Source organism: Rhodococcus sp. ARP2 (assembly GCF_001029585.1).
Classification (GTDB): Bacteria; Actinomycetota; Actinomycetes; order Mycobacteriales; family Mycobacteriaceae; genus Rhodococcus_F; species Rhodococcus_F erythropolis.
Genome location: NZ_LEKE01000073.1, coordinates 26,101 through 50,005, shown reverse-complemented (window position 1 = coordinate 50,005; position 23,905 = coordinate 26,101). Strand labels below are relative to the sequence as shown.

Here is a 23,905-nt window from a genome sequence, read left to right as displayed (position 1 = left end):
ATACGAACTCCCCATACGAAAGCACCTCATCCCCACACACCACCGCCCGCGACCCCGAAGAAACCCCCACCACAGAATCAAAACCATCCAACAACAACCCACCCACAACCGGACGAGACGTGTCGTTCCACGACTCGAGCACCAACGCGCGCTCAGGCGCCGTCATGACCTCGACGTCACCGACTGCAGTAGACGGCGTTTCACCGATTTCGGTCAGCAGAGTCTCGAGGCGACCCAGCAGGGTCTGCGCGTACGACTCGTCGAAGAAGTCGGGTAGGTAACGAAGCGTCAAGTGCAGTTGGTCGTCGAGACCGATCAGCAGTGTGAGCGGGTAGTTCGTGGAATCGTCGGAGGCGACATCATCGATCACCATGCCATCCAAGAACTCTGCTTGCGCTGCAAGACCGTCACGGTCGACCGGGTAGGACTCGAAGATCACCAGAGTGTCGAAGAGTCCGCCGACGCCCGCGGCGCTCTGCACGTCGGTCAGGCCGAGGTAATGGTGATCGAGCAATCCCGCCTGTTCGATCTGAACCCGTGAGAGCAATGCCTCGACGGACTCGGCCAGATCCAGTTGGACACGAACGGGCAGCGTGTTGATGAACAGACCCACCATCTTCTCGACGCTGTCGAGTTGTGGCGGACGGCCGGAGACCGTGGCACCGAAGACAATGTCCTGGCGACCGGTCATGCGTCCCAGCAGAATTGCCCAGGCAGCCTGGACGATCGTGTTGGCGGTAACGCCGGTCCTCGATGCCAAACCGGTCAGTGTCGCGGTCACCGATTCGCTGAGCGAGATCTGCAACTTCTGCGACAGCGCACTGAATTCCTGACCAACGACGGTGGGAGCCAACAACGTCGGCTCTTCGACGCCGCCCAGCGCTTTCGCCCAGGCATCCATGGACACACTGCGATCCTGCTGGACCAGCCACGCGAGGTAGTTCCGGTAGCTCAGTGACCGCGTCTGAGCGGGAATGTTCCCACGCATGGCGTAGTGGCCGAGGAGCGTCTGGAGCAGCAGCGGCATGGACCAGCCGTCGAGGATGATGTGGTGGTTTGCCACAACAAGGCGGTATTCGCTCGCCGCGATCTTGATCAGCGTGAACTTGATCAACGGCGGGTTCGACATGTCGAAGTGCGTGGCCTGGTCCTCGGCAAGAATCCGATCCAACTCGCGGCGTCGTTCTTCGCTGTCGGCGATTGTGGTGAGATCCAGTTCGCGCCACGGCACGTCGATGTCACCGAGAACTACCTGGACCGGCGTACCCGTTCCGTCGACCACAAATGCGGTGCGCAGGTTCGGGTGACGATCGATGATGGCCTGTGCTGCGGCGTGGAGGCGATCCGCGTCGACGCGGCCGGACAGCGAGAGAACCATCTGCACGGAGTACAGGTCGACGGTGGACTCGGCCATGACAGCGTGGAACAGCAGACCCGACTGCAGCGGAGCCAGCGGCCAGACGTCCTGCACCGCGGGGAAACGCTGCTCGAACCCGTCGAGATCCTGCTGGGTCAGCGTTACCAGCGGCACGTCCGACGGCGTGAGTCCGCCTGCGCCGACGGCCTGTGCGTGCTGCGCCAGCGCTGTGAGTGCTCCGACCCACAGGTCGGCCAGGGCTTGCACCTCGGTGGCGCTCAGCAATCCGTTCGGGAAGGCAAACGATGCTTCGAGCACCGCGCCGTCAGGGCCGTCGTTGACGATGGCATTGATGTCGACAACCTTGTTGGCCGGCATGTCCGGGTCTTCCGGCGCAGCGACATCGGAGAAGTCGCGTGCCGGAATCCATCCGAGGCCTTGCGCTGCAGCCGGAATATCCTCCGCCACAATGCGACCCAGGTAGTTGAAGCTGACCTGCCCGCTGCTCAGCTTCGACAGCTCAGTGCAGGTGTCGTCGTTGACGTACCGCAGCAGTCCGTAGCCGACACCCTTGTCGGGAGCGGCGAGCAACTGCTCCTTGACTGCCTTGATCGCCGCTCCCGCAGCAACTCCGGCGTCGAAGGCGTCGTCGATGTCGATACCGGCAAGGTCGAGTGCGACGGGGAAGGCCGCCGTGAACCAGCCGACGGTGCGTGAGAGATCGGCACCCGGGACGACGCCCTCTTCGCGGCCGTGGCCCTCGAGCTGGAGCAGTGCCGCTTCGGTGTCGATGCCCCGCTCACGGCGCCAGCGCACCAGTGCCAGAGCAAGTCCGGCCAGCAAACCGTCGTTGGCTCCGCCGCGGAACACCTCGGGCAGAGTTGTCAGCAGGGTCTCGGTGACGCCTGTGGGCACCTCCACGCGCACACGCTCGACTGTTGCCGCAACGTCGACGGACGGATCGAACGCCCGCGAACCGAGAATCGGGTCTGGAGTCGACAGCGTCTTGCGCCAACGTGGCAGTTCTGCCAGTCGCTTGTCTGATCGTGATTCCGCAGCGAGCGAGTGCGCCCAGGTACGCATGGACGTGCCCGTCGGTTCGAGCACGGGTGCACTTCCGCCACTGCGCTGAGCCCACGCGGAAATCAAGTCCGGCACGATGATCCGCCAGGAGACGCCGTCGACGATCAGGTGATGCGCAGCCATGATCAATCGGCCGGTGCGTGTGTCACCGAAGTCGATCCACACGAACTGAGCCATGACACCGGCGGCCGGATCCAACCGGCCGAGAGCGTCGTCGAGAGCACCCGACGCGATGGCCGTCAGGTCTGCGCCCGAAATCGCGGGGTCCACCAGCACCCGTCGCACCAAAGAATCAACGTCGACGGTTCCGGGCGCGGACACAGCCATGCCCGGACCACGCTGATCATCGACCAGACGCGAACGGAACATGTCGTGGTGATTGATGACGGCAGCCAGTGTGTCGACAACACCGGTCCGGTCGATGCCGAGCGGCAACTCCAGCGTCAACAACTGGTTGAAACGCTGGAAGCTGCCGGGCCGTTCGAACATGAATCGCTTGATCGGCGTGAGCGGCATCCAACCGATGCCGCCGCCTTCGATCTCGGCGAGAACAGTGATCGCATCGGCGTCGGAGCCGACGACGGCAACCTCTGCCAACTCAGCCACCGTCTTGTTCTCGAACACGTCCTTGGGCGTGAACAGAACACCGCGGGCCTTGGCCCGGGACACCAACTGGATCGACATGATCGAGTCTCCGCCCTGAGCGAAGAACGAATCGTCGGTACCGATCTGATCGAGGCCGAGAACGTCGGCAAAGACCTCGCTGAGGACGCGTTCCATCTCGGTCGTGGGAGCGCGGAACTCCTTGACCTCGAATACCGGCTCCGGCAGAGCCTTTCGGTCCAGCTTGCCGGCCGGGGTCAGCGGCATGTCGGTCAGAACCATGATCGACGCAGGCACCATGTGCGCCGGCAGAGTGCGTGAAACGAACTCACTCAGATCCGCCGAGCTGACAGCAGATTCCTTGCCGACAAACACGTACGACACCAGCGCCGGAGCACCGGACGTCAGCGTGGTGCCCATCGTCGCGGCGAACTCGACGTCCGAATGTGCCGTCAGTGCCGCGTCGATCTCACCGAGCTCGATACGGAACCCACGGATCTTCACCTGGAAGTCGTTGCGGCCCACGTACTCAACCTGGTAACGGTCAGTCCAACGCACAACATCACCGGTGCGGTACATGCGCTCACCGGACAGGCCGTGCGGGTTGGCAACAAAGCGATCCGCGCTCAATCCCGGGCGGCGATGGTATCCGCGGGTGACCTGGGGACCCGACAGGTACAGCTCACCGGCAACGCCAACCGGAACGGGCTGCAGACGTGTGTCGAGAACAAACGCGGCCATGTCGCCGATGGTTTCGCCGATGGTCATCCGGTCGCCCGGCATCAGCGGCACACTGACGTTGGTGACGATAGTGGTCTCGGTGGGGCCGTAGACATTGAGGAACGTACGTCGACGGTTCGGCTGATCCGCCCACTTGGCCATCAACTCCGGCGAGTACGCCTCGCCGCCGACACCAACCACCTCGAGATCGTTCAGGCCAGACGGATCCATGGAAGCCAACGCCGCCGGCGTGATGAAGGCGTGTGTGACGCGTTCGGACTTGAACAGCGCAGTCAACTCGTCGCCGCCGAAGATCGACGTCGGGACGATCACCATGGCAGCGCCTGTCGCGACAGCCAGGAACAGTTCGAGCATCGACGCGTCGAAACTCGGCGACGCGAAGTGCAGCGTGCGGGAGTTCGGCGTCACCAGGTAGTGCTGTGCCTGCGTTGCACTGAAGCTCGCGAGGCCTGCTCCCGTAGCAACAACACCCTTGGGCAAGCCTGTTGTGCCCGACGTGTAGATCACCCAGGCCGGATGCGCCGGAAGGACGGGGCGCACACGCTCATCTTCACGAATCGGTGAACTATCCTGCGCTGCCATCAGTTCCGCGCAAGCAGCACTGTCGATCGCGAGCCACTCCACGGTGTCGGTAAGCCCTGCGAGTTCAGCTTCGAGAGTCAGACCGACCGAGACGCCCGAGTCGGAGACCATATGCGCGATGCGGTCGGCCGGGTAGTGCGGATCGATGGGAACAACCGCGGCACCTGTCTTGGATACCGCCCACACCAGCAGGACCGATTCGATGGAACGCGGAATCGACACTGCGACCAGGTCTTCGGCGCCCAGACCGCGAGCGATCAGGACGCGGGCGAGGCGCGACGACCACTCGTCGACCTCGGCGTACGTCATCGACCGATCCTGGTAGCGGAGAGCTTCGTTGGAGGGATACAGCAACGCGGTCTCGGCCAGGATGTCGGCCAACGGCTTCGGCTCGATGCCCGAGGACGCTCGGCGACTGGTCAGTTCGATACGCTCAGGCGCTTCGAGGATGTTGATGTCGCCGACAGCCTGCGTCGCATCCACGGCGACGGCCTCGAGAATTCGAGTCAACCGCTCGGCGAAGGAGACAACTGTCCCCTCGTCGAAGAGATCCGTCGCATAAGTGAAGGTCGCCGTCATGCCGTGACCATCGGCAGCTTCCACCAGAGTCAACTGAAGGTCGAACTTCGCTACAGTTTCCGCGATATCGAATTCAGTGATATCGAGTCCCGGCAGCGTCAGGTTATTCTGCCCCAGGTTCTGGAATGCCAAGGCAACCTGGAACAACGGGTTGTGCGCTTGCGAGCGCACCGGATCGAGAACCTCGACCAGCCGCTCGAACGGCACGTCTGCGTGAGCGAAAGCCGCGAGATCACTCTCACGCGCCGACGTAAGCAGATCGAGGAAACGCATCCCCGGATCGACCTCGGTGCGCAGCACGAGCGTGTTGACGAACATGCCGATCAGATCGTCGAGCTGCGCTTCGCCGCGACCGGCCACCGGGGTACCGACTGCGATGTCGGTGGTGCCGGACAACCGGGCAAGAAGTGTTGCCAACGCCGAGTGCATCACCATGAACAGCGATGCCTGGTGCTCGCGACCCACAGCAGCCAGTCCGCGGTGAACATCCGCGGAAATCGGGAAGCTGTAGGTGGCTCCCCGTCCGGTGAACACGGCTGGACGCGCGCGGTCACTGGGCAAGGTGATCTGGTCCGGAACTCCGTCGAGAGTTTTGGCCCAGTAGCCGATCTGCTCTGCGAGTACGGATTCCGTGTCACCCTCGGAACCGAGAACCTCGCGCTGCCACAACGCGTAGTCGGCATACTGCACCGACAACGGCGCCCAGGTCGGGGCTTGACCCTGTGAGCGGGCGTAGTACGCGGTCATCACGTCGCGGATCAACGGACCCATCGAGAAACCGTCGGTGGAGATGTGGTGAATCACTATCGCCAGTACAAACGAGTCCTCCGCGAGCTGGAAGAGCTTGGCCCGCAATGGAACCTCAGCGGTGACGTCGAAGCCTGACGTGACGAAGTCCGTCACCGCCGCCACGATGTCGGATGCTTCGATTTGCACGGGAGCCAGATTCACCGGAACTGCCGCCACCGGCAAGATCCGCTGGTAGCCGGCACCGTCGACCTCGGGGTAGACCGTGCGCAGAACCTCGTGACGCTTCAACACGTCCACGACAGCGTCGTACAACGCCGCCTGATCCAACTCGCCAGTGAGAGTGATCGCCATCGGAATGTTGTTGGCTGCCGATTCGCGGTCCAATTGGTTGAGGAACCACATGCGCTGCTGCGCAAACGACAACGGCACCTGCGCCGGACGCACCTGCGCAGTCAACGCCGCACGCGAACCGCCACCAACACGAGAACCGAGGCGAGCAGCCAAACCCTCCACCGTCGACGCCTCGAACAACTCCCGCACCGACACCGAAGCATCCAACGCCTGACCCAACCGAGACGTCACCTGCGTCGCAATCAGCGAATTACCACCGAGCGCGAAGAAATCATCATCCAAACCAACACGCTCAACGCCCAGAACATCCGCAAACGTCTGCGCCACAACCTCTTCCACCACCGACGTCGGAGCCCGGAACACCGCAACCTGCAACGACGGAACCGGCAACGCCCGACGATCCAACTTCCCGTTCACCGTCAACGGAATCGCATCCAACACCACAAACGCCGACGGCACCATGTACTCCGGCAACAACGAACCCACCGACACCCGAAGATCGTCGACCGAAACGCTCACACCCGCAGCCGAAACCACATACGCCACCAACCGCTGATCACCCGGAGAATCCTCACGAACAACCACCGCCGTCTGCGCCACCGACACATCCGCCAACACCGCAGACTCGATCTCACCGATCTCGATCCGGAACCCACGGATCTTCACCTGATCATCCGCGCGACCCAGATACTCCAAATCACCAGCACTGTTCCACGACGCCACGTCACCCGTGCGGTACAACACCTCACCAGCAGCAAAAGGACTCGCCACAAACCGCGTCGACGTCAACCCCGCCTGACCCAGATAACCCCGAGCCAACTGCACACCCGAGACATACATCTCACCCGCGACACCAACCGGCACCGGAGCCAAACGCGTATCGAGCACAAACACCTGCAGACCCGAAATAGCCTGACCCACAACACTCGCCGACGCATCCGCCGCCAACGCAGCATCCAACACACGATGGCTCACATGCACCGTCGTCTCCGTGATGCCGTACATGTTCACCAACGTCGGCGCAGAGTCACCGCGGCGGCCATACCAATCCGACAAGCGTCGAAGCTCGAGCGCCTCGCCACCGAAAACAACCCACCGCAACGACAACTCGGCAGCCAGACCGGATTCCGACGCCAACCGATCAGCCTCGGCCAACTGATAGAACGCCGACGGCGTCTGATTGAGCACCGTCACCCGCTCAGCAGCAAGCAACTCCAGGAACTGCTCCGGCGACCGCGACGTCACATAGTCCACGACGACCAACGTGCCGCCGTACAACAGCGGACCCCACAACTCCCACACCGAGAAGTCGAACGCATAACTGTGGAACATCGTCCACACATCCGACTCGTCGAACCCGTACACACTCTCGGTATTCGCAAACAACTTCGCCACCGTGATGTGCGGAACCTGCACACCCTTCGGGCGACCCGTCGAACCCGACGTGTAAATCACATACGCAACATTCGACGACCGCAACGGCGACACACGATCAGCATCCGTCACCACCGAACCATCGAACTCCGACACATCCACCGCGTCGATATCAACCACCGGCAAACCAGCGGGCAACACCAACTCACGCCCGGACCACGAAATCGCAGCCACCGGAGCAGCATCAGCCAACATGAACTCGACACGATCAGCCGGATACGACGGATCCACCGGCAAATACCCCGCACCGGACTTCACCACCGCCAACAACGCCACCACAAGATCAGCCGACCGCGGCAACGCCACCGCCACCAACGACTCCGGACCACAACCCTGAGCAATCAACCTGCGCGCCAACCGATTCGACCGAACCGACAACTCCGCATACGTCAACGACTCGCCACCGAACCGCACCGCGGTCCGATCACCAAACCGCGCAGCAGCATCATCGAACCACGCCGACAACGTCGACTCCACACCACTGTCGACACCCGTGTCGCTCCATGACAGAACGCGATCCAACTCACCGGCGGTCAGAACATCCACGTCGCCAACGGCAGCGGCCGGATTCGCGACAACGCCACGGAGGACGGACACGAAGCGATCAGCGAACTCGGCCGCTGTCGCCGCGTCGAACAGATCCGTCGCGTAGGTCAGGGTGCCGGACATACCGGCGTCAGCGGCGTCTTCAAGAGTGAATTGCAGATCGAACTTGGCCAGTGCTGCGTCGAATTCCACAGCAGCGGCGGTGAGTCCGGGCAGTTCGAGAGCACTCTGGCCAAGGTTCTGGAAGGTCAATGCCACCTGGAACAGCGGGTGGTGTGCCTGCGAACGCACCGGATCGAGCGCTTCGACGATCCGCTCGAACGGCACGTCAGCGTGGGCAAACGCCTGCAGATCCACTTCACGCGCAGAAGCCAACAGATCCGTGAACGACATCGACGGATCAACCTCGGTGCGCAGCACCAAAGTGTTGACGAACATGCCGATCAGATCGTCGAGCTGCGCTTCACCGCGACCGGCGACAGGAGCGCCGATTGCGATGTCGGTTGTCGTGGACAACCGTGCCAGTAGCACGGCCAGTGCCGAGTGGACGACCATGAACGGGGTTGCGCCCGCTGCCTGGCCTGTTGCTTCCACATCGGCCCACAGTTGCGGGTCGATGGTGAAGGTGTGGTTCGTTCCTTGTCCCGTTGCGATCTCGGGGCGGGTGCGATCACTGGGAAGGTCCAGCTGCTCGGGCAGGTCGGCCAGGGCGTCAGACCAGTAATCGATCTGCTGCGCGATGATTGACTGCGGATCGTCCTCGGACCCGAGAACCTCTCGCTGCCACAGTGCGTAGTCGGCATACTGCACCGGCAACGGCGTCCACACCGGGGCTTGACCCTGTGAGCGAGCGTAGTACGCGGTCATCACGTCGCGGGTCAACGGACTCATCGAGAAGCCGTCGGTCGAGATGTGATGCACCACGAACGACAACACGAAGTCGTCATCGGCGACCTGGAACAGCCTGGCGCGCAACGGAACCTCGACGGTGACGTCGAAGCCCTGGGCGAAGAAGGCATAGAGCTCTGCCTGAAGGTTGCTCTCGGCAGTGCGCACTGTATCGAATTCGATCGAGGCATCCTCCGGTGAGAGAATCTGCTGGTAGCCAACGCCGTCGATCTCCGGGTACAGCGTGCGCAGAACCTCATGTCGTGCAATGACATCGGTAATCGCCGCACGAAGAGCATCCACTTTCAGCTCGCCGGTGAGACGAACTGCAACAGGAATGTTGTTGACGGCCGACTCTGTATCGAAGCGGTTGAGGAACCACATGCGCTGCTGAGCAAGCGACAGCGGCACCTGTGCCGGACGCACCTGCGCGGTCAATGCTCGGTCTCCGTCGCCGCCGACGTGTCCGTCGATGCGCGCAGCGAGTTCTTCCACAGTCGACGCGTCGAACAGCATCCGGACCGGAATCTTGGTTTCGAGCGCTTGCCCCAGACGAGACATCACCCGTGTCGCGATCAGCGAGTTACCTCCGAGCGCGAAGAAATCGTCATCCAAACCGACACGCTCAATGCCCAGAACATCCGCAAATGTCTGCGCCACAACCTCTTCCACCACCGACGTCGGAGCCCGGAAAGCTACGACCTCGAAAACCGGTTCAGGTAGGGCACGGCGATCAACTTTGCCGTTCGCATTGAGAGGCATTGCGTCGAGCACGATGAAAAGCGCCGGGACCATGTAATCAGGCAGACGATCACTCAGGTGTACGCGAAGTGCATCGGGATGGATAACTCCGGCATCCGGAGCCACGTACGCGACCAGTTGATCCCGATGCACTGTCACGAGGGCAGACGCCACCGTGTCCACAGATACCAGTGCCGACTCGATTTCACCGAGTTCAATACGGAGGCCGCGGACCTTGACCTGGAAGTCGGTGCGCCCCAGGTATTCCAATTCTCCCGTACGGTTCCGGCGGACCAGATCACCTGTCCGGTACAGACGAGATCCACTATCGCTGAACGGATTGGCGACAAATCGTCCCGCAGTCAGGTCGAATCGCGCGCCGTAGCCGCGGCCTACGCCGACACCACCGACGTACAACTCGCCGACGACACCTACTGGTACGATCTGCAACCGCGAATCCAGCACGAAAAGATCGATATTGGGAATCGGCGATCCGATCGGCACACCCATGATGTCATCGACGGAGGCGTCACGCCGCGACACCACGTCCGACGCCTCCGTCGGGCCGTAACTGTTCACGATTCGAACACCCGAGTTCATCAGTGCGGCAAGGCGCCTCACCTGAATCGGCTCGCCTCCAAGATAGACGACCTGAAGGCGCGACAACGCACCGTCGGAATCCGCATCCACCAACGCTTCGAACGCGCTCGGAGACATGTTCGCCACCTGCACATGCGAACTCGCCACTACACCGAGTATCTCCGACGGATCGAACCCGGCTCGGGCCACAATCACAGTTCCGCCGCTCGACAGCGGACTCCACACATTCTTCTGGGTCAGGTCGAAACTCGGAGATGACGCCACCAGGACACTGGCGGCCGGCGGAATCTCGGATCGATACCACGCGACGGTGTTGGCGATACCTGCCATCGCGACGATTGTCGGCTTCGGACGACCGGTGGAGCCGGATGTCGAGATCACATAGGCGGAACGAGAATCCGCGCCGTGCTCGACCCAGCGATCAACCCACTCAGGGGTGCCCGTCGTCTCCACCACGTCTTGTATGCGAATTACCGGCACGGTCAGAGAGACGTCGTCGACAGCGATTACGCACTGCGCGTCAATATCGGACAGAACCGCCTCAATGCGCTGCGTCGGCAATGTAGGATCCATCGGCAGATAGGCCGCCCCGGCCTTCCATACCGCTACCAATGCGACGATCCACTGCCATGAACGTGGAATTATCACTCCCACGACATCGTCCGTACCTACGCCCGCTGCAACCAACTCCGCTGCCAATACGGACGAACGAACATCCAGATCTGCGTACGACAACGTGACGTTGCCGGCAACGACGGCCGATCGCTCCGGGAACTCGACCACTGTCTGCGCGAACAAGCCGAGAATCGAGATGTCAGCTGACGGTACGTGCTGTCCGCGCGACCACCCCAGAATCTGCGACGACTCCTCTTCATCGAGGATCTCCACTGCACCCACCGGCGAAAGAGAATCAGTTGTCACGCTCGCCAGGACACGGCACAACCCGTCCGCAAACGAGGCCACTGTCGACTCGTCGAAAAGGTCTGTTGCGTAAGTAAACTGAGCTGCTAGTCCAGAAGGAACGCCGGACTGGTCGACGGCTTGAGTGAGCGTCAACTGGAGGTCGAACTTAGCCACCGGGAGATCGGAATCCAACGGCGAGACCGTCAGATCACCGAGGACAAGCTCGGTGCCCGAGAGGTTCTGGAACGACAACATGACCTGGAACAGCGGATGGCGAGCCTGCGACCGTACCGGTTCGAGAACCTCGACCAAACGTTCGAAGGGCACGTCTGCATGTGCAAAAGCCTCGAGATCGCGCTCGCGCACCGCCGACAGCAATTCGGCAAACGAACCGTCCGGATCGATCTCGGTACGGAGCACCAACGTGTTGACGAACATACCGACAAGGTCGTCGAGTTGTGCCTGCCCGCGCCCTGCGACGGGAGTTCCGATCGCGATGTCGGTCGTACCCGACAAGCGCGCCAGTGTCACGGCAAGCGCCGCGTGCACAGTCATGAACAGTGACGCATTGTGCGTGCGTCCCAAGGCTTCGAGGCGCTCCTGCATTTGTGCGTCCACGATGAAGTCGTAGTTGGCGCCTCGTCCGGACGCCCGCTGCGGGCGAGTGCGGTCGTTGGGCAGATCGAGCTGCCCCGGCAATTCTGCCAGCGCTTCACGCCAGTATCCGATTTGGCGGGAGATCAACGACTGTTCGTCGCTCTCGGAACCGAGGACATCGCGCTGCCACAGCGTGTAGTCCACGTATTGGACTGGCAGCGGTGCCCACGACGGAACGCCACCACGAGTGCGAGCCTCGTAGGCAAGCATGAGGTCACGTGTCAGGGGTGCCATCGAGAAGCCGTCAGTGGAGATGTGGTGCACAACAAATGCCAACACGTACTCGCCGTCGGACAGCTGGAAGAGCCGCACGCGCAACGGAACTTCCGTTGTAACGTCGAACCCGACGGTCACCAGCACAGCGATTTCGGCTTCGATTGCCGCTTCGGTGATTACAATCGGAGTCAGTCCCGACCACATCTCGGACACGGATAGGACGAGCTGGTAACCGATCCCGTCCGTTTCCGGATACACGGTCCGAAGCACCTCGTGGCGCTCGACGACATCGCGCACTGCGGCGTCGAGCGCGGTGACATCCAGATTCCCTGAGATACGAAGCACGGCCGGAATATTGTTGACTGCGGACTCCGGTTCGAACCTGTTCAGGAACCACATGCGCTGCTGCGCCAACGAAAGTGGGATCCGAGCGGGCCGGGACTGCGGGACCAGTGGGGCCGTGGCACCCGAACCGGCGTGCAGCTCGAGCCGGAGGGCGAGTGACTGCACGGTCGACGCTTCGAAGAGCGCACGAACCGGAACGCTTGTGTCAAGCGCCTCCCCCAGCCGTGCGGCGACACGGGTCGCGATCAGCGAGTTGCCTCCGAGCTCGAAGAAGTCGTCGTCGCGGCCAACCTGTGCGACTCCGAGAACTTCGGAGAACACCTGCGCGACAGTCTCTTCGACGGTCGTGATCGGCGCCTGATACACCTTCGACTCGAACACGGGCGATGGCAGAGCTTTGATGTCCGTCTTGCCCGCGGTGGTCAACGGAATCGAATCGAGCACCAGGACCGAGTCGGGAACCATGTAGCCGGTGAGGAACGTCGACACCGACTCGATGACCTGTGCGGGATCCACCTCGGCGCCGGCCTGTGGCACCACGTATGCAACGAGGCGATCGCCGAAGTGATCGTCGGAGCGTACAAGAGCAACAGCTTGCGCAACGCCCGCGCATCGGGTCAGTGCGGCCTCGATTTCGCCGAGTTCGATACGGAACCCACGGATCTTGACCTGGAAGTCGCTGCGGCCCACGTACTCCACCGCGCCACCGTCGATCCACCGGACCACGTCACCCGTGCGGTACAACCGCTCTCCCGGCGCCCCGAACGGGTCTGCGACAAAACGACCCGCCGTCAATGCCGGCTGTCCCAGGTATCCACGAGCGACCTGAACACCCGACACGTACAACTCACCTGCGACACCAACCGGCACAGGCTGCAAGCGGCCGTCCAAGATCCGCGCGGCCATACCTCGAATCGGGCCGCCGATGTTCATACGATCAAACGCGGTCAGCGTATCGCTGATGTTCGAGGCGACTGTCGACTCCGTCGGACCGTACGCATTGAAGAATCCACGCACACCGCCATCCGGAAGCGGCACCGCCCACTTGGCAACGAGAGACCGCGAACTGGCTTCGCCACCGACGACAACCACCCGCAACGCGTCAAGCCCGCTCGGATCCACTGATGCCAGCGCAGCGGGCGTCACGAACGCATGCGTCACGCCCTCCGAGCGCAAGATCTCGGCCAGTTCCGCGCCGCCGTACACCGTCGTCGGCGCAATCACCATCGTCGACGCGGATCCGAATGCCATCAGCAACTCGAGGACAGACGCATCGAAACTCGGCGAGGCGAAATGCAGCGTCCGAGCATCCGCGGTCAGCGCATAGCGCTCGACCTGCTCGGCACAGAAATTCGCCACACCGGCGTTGGTGACCACAACGCCCTTGGGCAGACCTGTGGTGCCGGACGTGTAGATGACGTACGCAGGCTGCCGCTCGTCGATCGCACTACGTCGATCCGAATCACTCACCGGCGCGCAAGATTCTGCCGCGCACGCCGCCACTGTCTTCTCGTCGTCGAGAACAACCCACGTCAACGCCGACGGCAATCCTGCCTCGACGTCACTGAGCGCAAGACCCAGCACCGCACCGGAATCGGAGATCATGTGGGCGATACGGTCAACCGGATACGTCGGGTCGACGGGCACGAACGCAGCACCCGTCTTCACCACGGCCCACAGAGCGAGAACCGAATCGGCCGAACGCGGAATCGCGATCGCGACCCGATCCTCCGGCCCGACACCCTTCGCAATCAGAACACGAGCGAGTCGCGACGACCGCTCGTCGAGTTCGCGGTAGCTGATCGACTCACCGTCGAAGCGAATCGCATCCGCCGACGGATCCACAGCGGCCGCCGCTGTGAGAATCTCGACCAGGGTTCCCGAGACCGACTGACCTCCATGAACATCGGCCAGCACACCCCGCTCGGCCGCATCGAGAATATCGATGTCACCGACGACAATCGAAGGAACCGACACGACAGTCTCGAGGATACGAACCAGACGCCGAGCAAACCCTTCGACCGTCGAGACGTCGAACAGATCTGCAGCAAAAGTGAATTCGGCCGAGAGCCCTTGCTGGATCCCGTCTTCGCCGATCGACTCGGTTACTGCGAGTTCGAGGTCGAACTTGGCAGTGGTCGTGTCGATTTCGGCGGCCTTGATCGCCAGTCCCGGCAGTTCCAATGCCGTTTGCGCGAGATTCTGCAAGGACAGCACAACCTGGAACAGCGGATGTCTGGCCTGCGACCGGGCGGGAGCCAAGACGTCCACCAACCGCTCGAAGGGCACGTCCGAGTGAGCGAACGCTCCGAGCGCAGAATCACTCGCTGCAGCGAGCAGATCCGTGAATGCCTGGGCCTGGTCGACCTCGGTGCGCAGAACAAGCGTGTTGACGAACATACCGACGAGATCGTCGAGCGCCTCGTCGCCGCGACCGGCAACGGGGGTGCCCACGGCGATGTCCGAGGTCCCGCTCAGTCGGGCCATCAGAACGGCAAGCGCCGAGTGCAACGCCATGAAGAGCGTTGCGTTGTTCTCCCGTGCCAGCGCGTCCAATCGACGGTGCACATCCCCGGAGATCTCGAACGCGAATCGCTCGCCGCGCATCGACGCCACATCAGGCCGAGACCGGTCCGACGGAAGCTCGATCACATCCGGTAGGTCTACCAGAGTCTCGGTCCAGTACGAGATCTGCTGCGAGATGAGTGATTCCGAGTCGTCTTCCGACCCCAGAACCTCACGCTGCCACAACGAATAGTCGGCGTACTGCACAGTCAACGGCTGCCACGCCGGCGCGATCGCGTCCTTGCGTGCCGAGTAGGCAATCATGACATCGCGTGCCAGGGGCGCCATCGACCAACCGTCAGCGGCGATGTGATGAACCACGATCGCGAGGGTGTGCTCGGTGTCGCTGACCGTCAACAGGCGGACACGGATCGGCACGTCGACGGTGACGTCGATCGCTGAGGATCCGATTGCAGCGACTCGACTTTCGAGCTCATCCTGATCCGAAACCGACTCCACGGTCAGTCCGCCGAACGCCTCCGAAAGCGACAGAATCGACTGCTTCGGTCCGGAAGCCCCGTCCGGATATACCGTTCGGAGCACTTCATGCCGGTCCAGTACGTCCTCAAGCGCAGTTTCCATCGCGGCAGTATCGAGATGACCAGTCAAGTGCAGAGCAAAAGTGATGTTGTAAGCAGCCGAGTCGGTGTCGAAGCGGTTCAGGAACCACATGCGCTGCTGCGCCAGCGACAACGGAATTTCCGCGGGACGCACCTGTGCGACGAGCGCCTTCTGCCCGCCGCTACCTACGTGCGACTCGATGTGTGCGGCGAGCGCCTCGACGGTGGAAACGTCGAATAGCGTTCGCACCGGCACCGTAGTGTCGAGCGCCCGCCCCAATCGGGAGGTGACCTGAGTAGCCACCAGGGAGTTGCCACCGAGTTCAAAGAAGTCGTCGTCGACGCCGACTCGTTCCACTCCGAGAACATCCGCAATCACCTGCGCGACAATCTCTTCCACCGGCGTAGTGGGTGCACGAAACTCGCGGACCTCGAAAACAGGCTCCGGCAAAGCCCGGCGATCCAATTTGCCCACCGGGGTCAACGGAACCTCAGCGAGTTCCATGATGACGGACGGAACCATGTAGCTCGGCAGAGATTCTGCCACGAACGAGGCGAGCACGTCCCGATCGAAACTCGACCCGTCAGCCAGTTCGACGTAGGAAACGAGGGTTGTGACACCCGCCGCGCCTTCGCTTCCGACCGTCACCGCGAAGCGCACAGACTCGTGCGAGGACAGAACTGCGTCGATCTCACCGAGTTCGATACGGAATCCGCGAACCTTGACCTGGAAGTCACTGCGGCCGACGTATTCGAGAACCCCCGCGTCACCGCGCGCGTCTCCGCCGGTCCAGCGCACGACATCGCCGGTCCGGTACATTCGCTCGCCGTCCGGCGAATACGGGTTTGCAACAAACCGTTCCGCAGAAAGACCTCGCCGCTCGTGGTAGCCGCGAGCCAATGCAGCGCCTGCAAAGTAGAGCTCTCCCCTGGTACCGACTGGAACAGGATGCAGACGCTCGTCGAGTACCAGTGCCGACATGCCCTCGACGGGACGCCCGATGTCGATCGATCGGCCGATCGCGAGGTCGCCGAACGACGAGATGATAGTGGTCTCGGTCGGACCGTACCCATTGAAGTAGGCGCGCCCTGGGGCCCATTTCGCCAGCAACTCGGGAGTGGTCACGTCACCGCCGACGGAGACGACTCGCAATTCAGGCAGCTCTGCCGGCTCCATGGTCCCGAGTACTGCGGGAGTGATGATCGCGTGTGTGACCTTCTCGGAATGAAGAAGATCCGACAACTCGTGTCCACCGATAATTGTCGACGGAACGATCACCAAAGTTGCACCCGCAGAGAAGGCGACCATCCATTCGAGTACCGACGGGTCGAAGCTCGGCGAACAGATATGGAGGAAGCGTGAGGACTGTTCTACCTCGTAGCGACGCTGTGCTGCGTCTCTGACCCCACGGAGACCACCGTGAGTGACGCTGACACCCTTCGGTTTTCCCGTGGAACCGGATGTGTAAATGACATATGCAACGTGAGAACTGTGAATCGGAGCGATTCGGTCCTCGTCCGTGACCGGCGCTGAAGATTGCGTCGACAGTTCTCCGTTCAGCGCCTGGCCGTCAAGGACCAACCATTCTGTGACCGCAGGAAGCTTATCTACGAACTGTCCCGACGTGAGTCCGATCGCGGCCGAAGAATCGGCCAGCATGTGCCGGACACGATCTTCCGGATAGCTCGGGTCGACTGGGACGTATGCCGCCCCTGACTTCGCCACCGCCCATACTGCACAGACCATCTCGTACGAGCGAGGAAAGGCGAGAGCAACAATGGTCTCGGGGCCGGCGCCACGTCCGATCAGAACCCGTGCGAGCTTCGACGACTGCTCATCGAGCTCGCGGTAGGTGATCGATCGACCCTCGAAGCGCACAGCAACCGAATCCGCCTCAGCCGTGCCGGACAGGAAGATGTCGACGAGACTCTGCCGGGGCATCGTGTAATCCGCGGCTACGACCGTCAGATCGGTGCGCTCGGAGCGTGAGAGCAGGTCGATATCGCCGACGATCGTTTCAGGTCGGGTAGCCACGGCATCGAGAATGCGCACGAACCGAGTAGCGAAAGTGTTCACCGTGGCCGGATCGAACAAGTCCGTGGCGTAGGTGAAGGTGGCACTCAAGACATCCGCGTCTTCGGTCCCTTCGGGATTCTCGGACACCATGAGTTCGAGATCGAATTTGGCGACCGGTACTTCCAATTCAGCTGCAATTGCTTTGACACCTGAGAATTCCAGTTCGCGTCGTCCACTGATCTCCGCAGTGAGCGCAACCTGGAACAGCGGGTGACGAGCCTGCGAACGCGCCGGGCTCAGAACTTCGACCAACCGCTCGAACGGCACATCGGCATGCCCGTAGGCAGACAAGCCCGATTCCCTTACCCGAGCGAGCAACTCTTCGAATCGTTCGTTCGGGTCGACCTCGGTGCGAAGCACCAGGGTGTTCACGAACATGCCGATCACGTCGTTGAGCGCTTGATCGCCTCGCCCGCCGATCGGGGCACCGATCGCGATGTCGGAGGTACCACTGAGCCGGCTCAACAGCGTTGCATATGCCGCCTGCAACACCATGAACAGCGAGACGCTCCTCGAGCGCGCCAACTCGTTCAACTTGCGCGTCGTGCGTTCGCTGATCTGAAAATGGTGCTTGGCACCGTGATTGGACGCGATGGCAGGACGAGGTCGGTCGGTCGGCAGATCCAACTGATCCGGCAAATCGGCAAGTGCCCGGCGCCAGAAGTTGATCTGGCGAGACGACTCCGAGCGCGGGTCTTCGTCGGATCCCAGTGCTTCGCGCTGCCACAGGGCGTAGTCGGCGTACTGAATCGGCAGCGGCGTCCACGCCGGCGCAGACTTCTCACTTCGCGCCGAGTATGCGACGAGAAGGTCACGTGCGAGCGGACGGAACGACAGTCCGTCTGCAGCGATGTGATGGAGAACCATCACCAGGACGTAGTCCGTCGGAGACACCTCGAAGAGGGCAACCCGTACCGGGATTTCGAGCGTCACGTCGAAGCCGCGAGACGCCACGTCGAACAGGGCCGCGTCGAGATGCGAATTCCGAATCTTGACCGGATTCAACTCCACTGCAGCCCGATCGACCGGCAGTACAAGCTGTTGCGCGGTTCCGTCGACATCAGGGTAGATCGTCCGCAAGGACTCGTGTCGCTCGAGAAGATCCATCACCGCGGCATGCAGGGCGGACGGGTCCACCGAACCGGTGAGCCGGACCGTGAACGGAAGGTTGTACGCGGGCGTCGACGGATCGAGACGGTTGATGAACCACATGCGCTGCTGTGCAAGCGAGAGCGGGACAACCTGGGGACGAGGCTTGGCGATCAGCGGGGTGAGCTGCCTGGCGTTACCCGCCACAGACTCGGCGCGGGCCGCCAAGGTAGCGACCGTGGTGGACTCGAAAAGCTCTCGAACGCCGAGTTGCACTCCCAAGGCGGAACCCACGCGGGTCACCAACTGTGTTGCAACCAGCGAGTTTCCACCGAGTTCGAAGAAGTCGTCGTCGATACCGACGCGCTCGACACCGAGAACGTCGGCAAAGACGTCAGCGACAACCCGCTCGATTTCGGTGCGGGGCTCGCGGTACTGCTTCGCACTCGCGAACACCGGCTCGGGCAACCCGGCACGATCCAATTTGCCACTCGTGTTGAGCGGCAACGCATCGAGCACCATCAACGCGGCCGGAACCATGTACGAAGGGAGGCTTCGACCGGCGAACTCACTGAGCACCGCAGCATCGATGTTTCGGCCCGGGCCCGGCACGACGTAGCCGACCAATTGATCACCGGTCGGGGTGACGGTCACCAAGACAACAGCCTGGGAAACGTCGGGGTGTGCCAGAAGGACGGTCTCGATTTCGCCGAGCTCGATGCGCTGCCCACGGAACTTCACTTGGAAGTCGGTACGCCCGATGTAGTCGAGGTTTCCGTCCTCACTGCGACGGACGAGGTCGCCGGTCCGGTACATACGCTCACCGGCCGTGCCGTACGGATTGGCTACGAACCGATCCGAGCTCAGGTCCGGTCGACCAACGTATCCGCGCGCGAGTTGAACGCCGGCGAGATAGAGCTCACCCGGCTGCCCGATGGGGGTCGGGCGAAGTTGTCCGTCCAGTACGTGCGCCTGAGTGTTCCACTGCGGCATACCGATCGGCACGGAAGTAGTATCCGTGGCCACGGCCTCGTAGTACGTGACCGATACCGCGGCTTCGGTCGGACCGTACAGGTTGTGCAGTCCGGCTCCACAGAGTTCGCGGAAGGCGGAAGACGTCTCGGGCGGGAGCGCCTCGCCGATGACGAACACGTGGCGCAACGAATCACAAGATCCGGCAGGTGCATTCGCAGTGAACAGCGTGAGCATGGATGGCACGAAGTCGGTGATCGTGACGCCGAGCTCCGCGATCTTGTTCGCCACGTAGATCGGGTCTCGATGACCGTCCGGAGTCGCGACGACGAGCGTGGCGCCGACCTGCAACGGCATGAAGAATCCCCACAGCGACACGTCGAATGTCGTAGCGGTCTTCTGCAGGTAGATGTCCGACGCCGAAAGCCCGTACTCGGCGTTCATCCACTGAAGCTGATTGTTGATCGCTGCGTGAGTGACCGCGACACCCTTGGGTCGCCCGGTCGAGCCGGAGGTGTAGATCACGTACGCAGTGTTCGAGAAATGCAAGGGAGACAGGCGATCTGCGTTGGCGATCGGCCTGCTGTCGAGCTGCCCATAGTCCAGTGTGTCGATCTCGATGACCCGTGTGCCCGAGGGCAGATCCACGTCGTCCCGCGCAGTGGTCACAACACACGTGGGCTGCGCCGACTCGAGAATGTAGGCGGTGCGTTCCGCTGGGTGGTCGGGATCCACCGGCACCCAGGCTCCGCCGGCCTTGGCAATCGCGTACAGACCGACCATCAAGTCCAAAGACCTGCGGATCGACAGTCCTACAAGCGATTCGGGCCCAACACCCATGGCGATGAGTTGACGAGCCAAACCATTTGCGCGAGAGTCAAATTCGGCGTATGTGAGGCTGGCGCCTTCGAAAACGACAGCGGTGGCATCGGGAGTTCTCTCGACCTGACGCTCGAATGCTTCGGTGATGGTCTGCGAGGCAACGTGGAAGCCGGTGCGGTTCCACAAGGCAACCTTGTTTCGCTCCTCGTCGGTGGCGACAGGAAGATCCCAGACCTTGCGGCTCGTTTCGGCCGAGACGAACTTCTCGAGAAACTCCACGAACCGCGAGTGATTTCGCTGGGCGTCCGCGGGCGCATACAGATTGGGATTCGACTCGAAGTCGATGTGTGTGCGGGTATCGCCGACGCTCTGGTACAGGTTGACACCGAGGTCTTCGATCAAACCCGTGGACAGGATGTGAAGCTCGCCGACGAGGGGCCCGAACGCCAACTCGGTGGAAAACATCATGATGTTGATCCACGGGCCGAAGAATCCGCCCCGGCCCGGCCCGTCACCGCCGCGAACCATGTCCTCGTGTCGGTATCGCTGGTGGCGCAGCGCGCCGGACATTTCGTTCCTGACGTCGTCCAGAAGCTCCTGGACGGTGGTGTCCGCAGTGACGGTCAGGCGCAGCGGCACGACGTTGGAGACCATGCCTCCGGATCGACGCAGCACGGCTGTCGTTCGACCGGAAACGGGCAGACTCAGCGACACGTCCTCTCGTCCGGTCATCTGAGCGAGGTACGCCGCAAACGCCGCGACGACAGTGCCGGCAACAGTGGTCTTCTCTATGCGCTCGAGGAACCGCCCGAGCAGCGCCTCGACGTGGTTGGACAGCGCTGCGCTGTCGATCCGACTGACTGGAGCCGGCGCGGCACTTCGACCCGCGAGGCTCGAGATCTCGTCGAGATTCTCGATCTTGTCTGCCCAGTACTTGCGATCGGTTTCGAAACGACTCGACTGGCGGTACTTGTTGTCCACCTCGTAGACGTTCCGGAGATCGGAGGCCTCACTCGGCTCCGGATCCCGGCCCTCCACGCGCGCCGAGTACAGCTCCGCCACCCGAGTGACGAACGTCGACGCACCGAAACCGTCGAGAATTGTGTGGTGGACCCGCGTGTACCAGTAGTAGCGGTTCTCGCCGAGGCGCAGGATCGTGGCAGAGATCAGTCGGTCCGTAAGCATGTCGATCGGCCGACTGCGATCTGCTCGCATCCACCGCATGGCGGCGTCGTGCGAGTCGTCTTCACTACGAAGATCGACGTAACCGACTGAATCATCGAGTGTGGGGTCGATGATCTGGTACGGCTGGGCATCGATCTCGAAGATCCGCACGAAGGCCGACCCGATTTCGCGACCGGCGTCTGCACAGGCCTGGCGAAGGGCGTCAAGCTCCAGAGCACCACGGAGTTCGACGTACTGGGCGATGTTGACCGGTACTGCGGGATCAAGGTGCTGCGCGAACCACATACCGAGCTGGGCCGCCGAAAGTGGGAATGCGTCTGATCGCTGAACGTCTTCCGGCGAGCTGCCGACCTCCGGCTTGCCGCTCCCCAGTTCTCCGTTACCCAGCGAATTCACGCCCACAGCCTCTCTTCCACACCATTGCGCACCCGTGCGAGCCGAACGTCCGATTCGCAGCAGCTACCGACCTCATCCAACCTCGACGAGCCAGAACCACCCATTGTCTCCGATACATAGGTGACAAGAGAAATCCATACCCCGGTGTATCGACGGTTTTGCTGCAATTCGTTACAAATCGCCCAGCTCATCTACCCCCCGATCGCATTGCCGAAACGCACGGTTCAGACACTGTGCGCGACATCTCCACCCCTGGAACAATCAATTTGCTGCCGACGATCTGCACCCCCATCCACACCAGTCACCTCGGACAATTTACAGGCCCCTCAGCTACTTGGTGCCCGAGCTCGAACCAGATTCGACAGTCGCTGATCGAGACTATCGGTACACGCCGACAGACCGACGAAAGAACGCGCCGACCAGCGGTCGGCGCGTTCTTTCGATTGAAGGTACGAAGCTTCAGGAAAAACCCACACCAGTCACACTCTTCAGGTGTTCACTGGTGACACCTGGAGCCAGCTCCACAAGCTCCAGCCCGTCCGCGGTGACGTCCAGCACCGCGAGGTCGGTGATGATCCGGTTGACGACGCCCTGCCCGGTAAGCGGCAGGGTGCATGCCTCGACGATCTTGGGGTTTCCGTCGCGATCGGTGTGCTCCATCACGACGATGACGCGGCGGGCACCGTGGACCAGGTCCATCGCCCCGCCCATGCCCTTGACCATCTTGCCGGGGACCATCCAGTTGGCGAGGTCACCCGTCTTCGACACCTGCATCCCGCCGAGCACCGCGGTGTCGATGTGGCCGCCGCGGATCATCCCGAACGAGAGGGCCGAGTCGAAGAACGCGGCACCAGGATTGACAGTGACGGTTTCTTTACCTGCATTGATGAGGTCGGCATCGACCTGATCATCGGTCGGATACGGTCCGGTACCGAGGATGCCGTTCTCGCTGTGCAGGACCACCTTGACACCCTCGGGCAAGTAACTGGGGATCAGCGTCGGCAGGCCGATACCGAGGTTGACGTACTCACCCGGCCGCATCTCGGCAGCAGCGCGAGCGGCCATCTCGTGGCGGGTCCAACCGATACGAGTTTCCTCTGCGCTGCTCACTTGGTACCTCCTGAGACGGTCCGCTTCTCGATCCGCTTCTCCTGTGGGCCTGTGTGCACGACCCGCGCGACGAACACACCAGGTAGGTGCACGTGTGCGGGGTCGATGTCGCCCGGCTCGACGAGGTTCTCCACCTGCGCGATGGTGATCCGGCCGGCCATGGCAGCAAGCGGGTTGAAGTTCATCGCCGTCTTGTTGAAGACGAGATTTCCTTCGGTGTCGCCGTAGTCCGCGTGCACGAGCGCGAAGTCAGCGGTGATCGCCTCTTCCAATACATACGTGCGGCCACCGAACACTGCCGTCGCCTTCGGTGGCGACGCCACGGCGATCGAACCGTCCGGGTTGTATCGCCACGGCAAGCCGCCCTCGGCGATCGGTGTGCCGACGCCGGCCGGAGTGTAGAACGCCGGGATGCCGGTACCGCCAGCTCGCAGCCGCTCGGCCAGCGTCCCCTGCGGCGTCAACTCCACTTCGAGCTCACCGGCGAGATACTGGCGGGCGAACTCCTTGTTCTCCCCCACGTACGACGCCGTCACCCTGGCGATCCGGTGCGCGCCGAGCAGAATGCCGAGACCGTAGTCGTCGACACCGCAGTTGTTGGAGAACACCTCGAGATCGGTGGCGTCGCCGTCGGCGATCGCCGCGATCAGTGCGTCGGGAATACCGCACAGCCCGAAGCCGCCCACTGCGAGCCTGGATCCGCTCGCGATGTCGGCAACTGCCTCAGCTGCCGTATTCACGACTTTGCTCATC

General features: G+C 62.3%; 3 protein-coding genes. All 3 read right to left on the bottom strand.

Translation table 11 applies throughout. The features are described 5' to 3' along the window. Window positions 1-22,042: non-ribosomal peptide synthase/polyketide synthase (locus ABX74_RS19925; protein ID WP_144419590.1), on the bottom strand; the 22,042-nt coding region annotated here is incomplete at its 3' end. A 459-nt stretch (window positions 22,043-22,501) separates the two neighbouring features. Further along, window positions 22,502-23,107 carry a 3-oxoacid CoA-transferase subunit B gene (locus tag ABX74_RS19920; protein ID WP_176749024.1) on the bottom strand — a complete coding sequence of 202 codons (606 nt, stop codon included), beginning with the start codon at window positions 23,105-23,107 and terminating at the stop codon, window positions 22,502-22,504. Window positions 23,108-23,148: 41 nt separating this feature from the next. Continuing rightward, window positions 23,149-23,904 (bottom strand): CoA transferase subunit A, encoded by a 756-nt coding sequence (locus tag ABX74_RS19915; RefSeq protein WP_007730192.1) that lies wholly within the window; start codon window positions 23,902-23,904, stop codon window positions 23,149-23,151. Window position 23,905 lies beyond the last annotated feature (1 nt).

Excerpts from the sequence above, each read along its gene's own strand:
- ABX74_RS19920 (WP_176749024.1), bottom strand. The coding sequence starts at position 23,107 with ATGGCCGCTCGCGCTGCTGCCGAGATGCGGCCGGGTGAGTACGTCAAC.
- ABX74_RS19915 (WP_007730192.1), bottom strand. The coding sequence starts at position 23,904 with ATGAGCAAAGTCGTGAATACGGCAGCTGAGGCAGTTGCCGACATCGCG.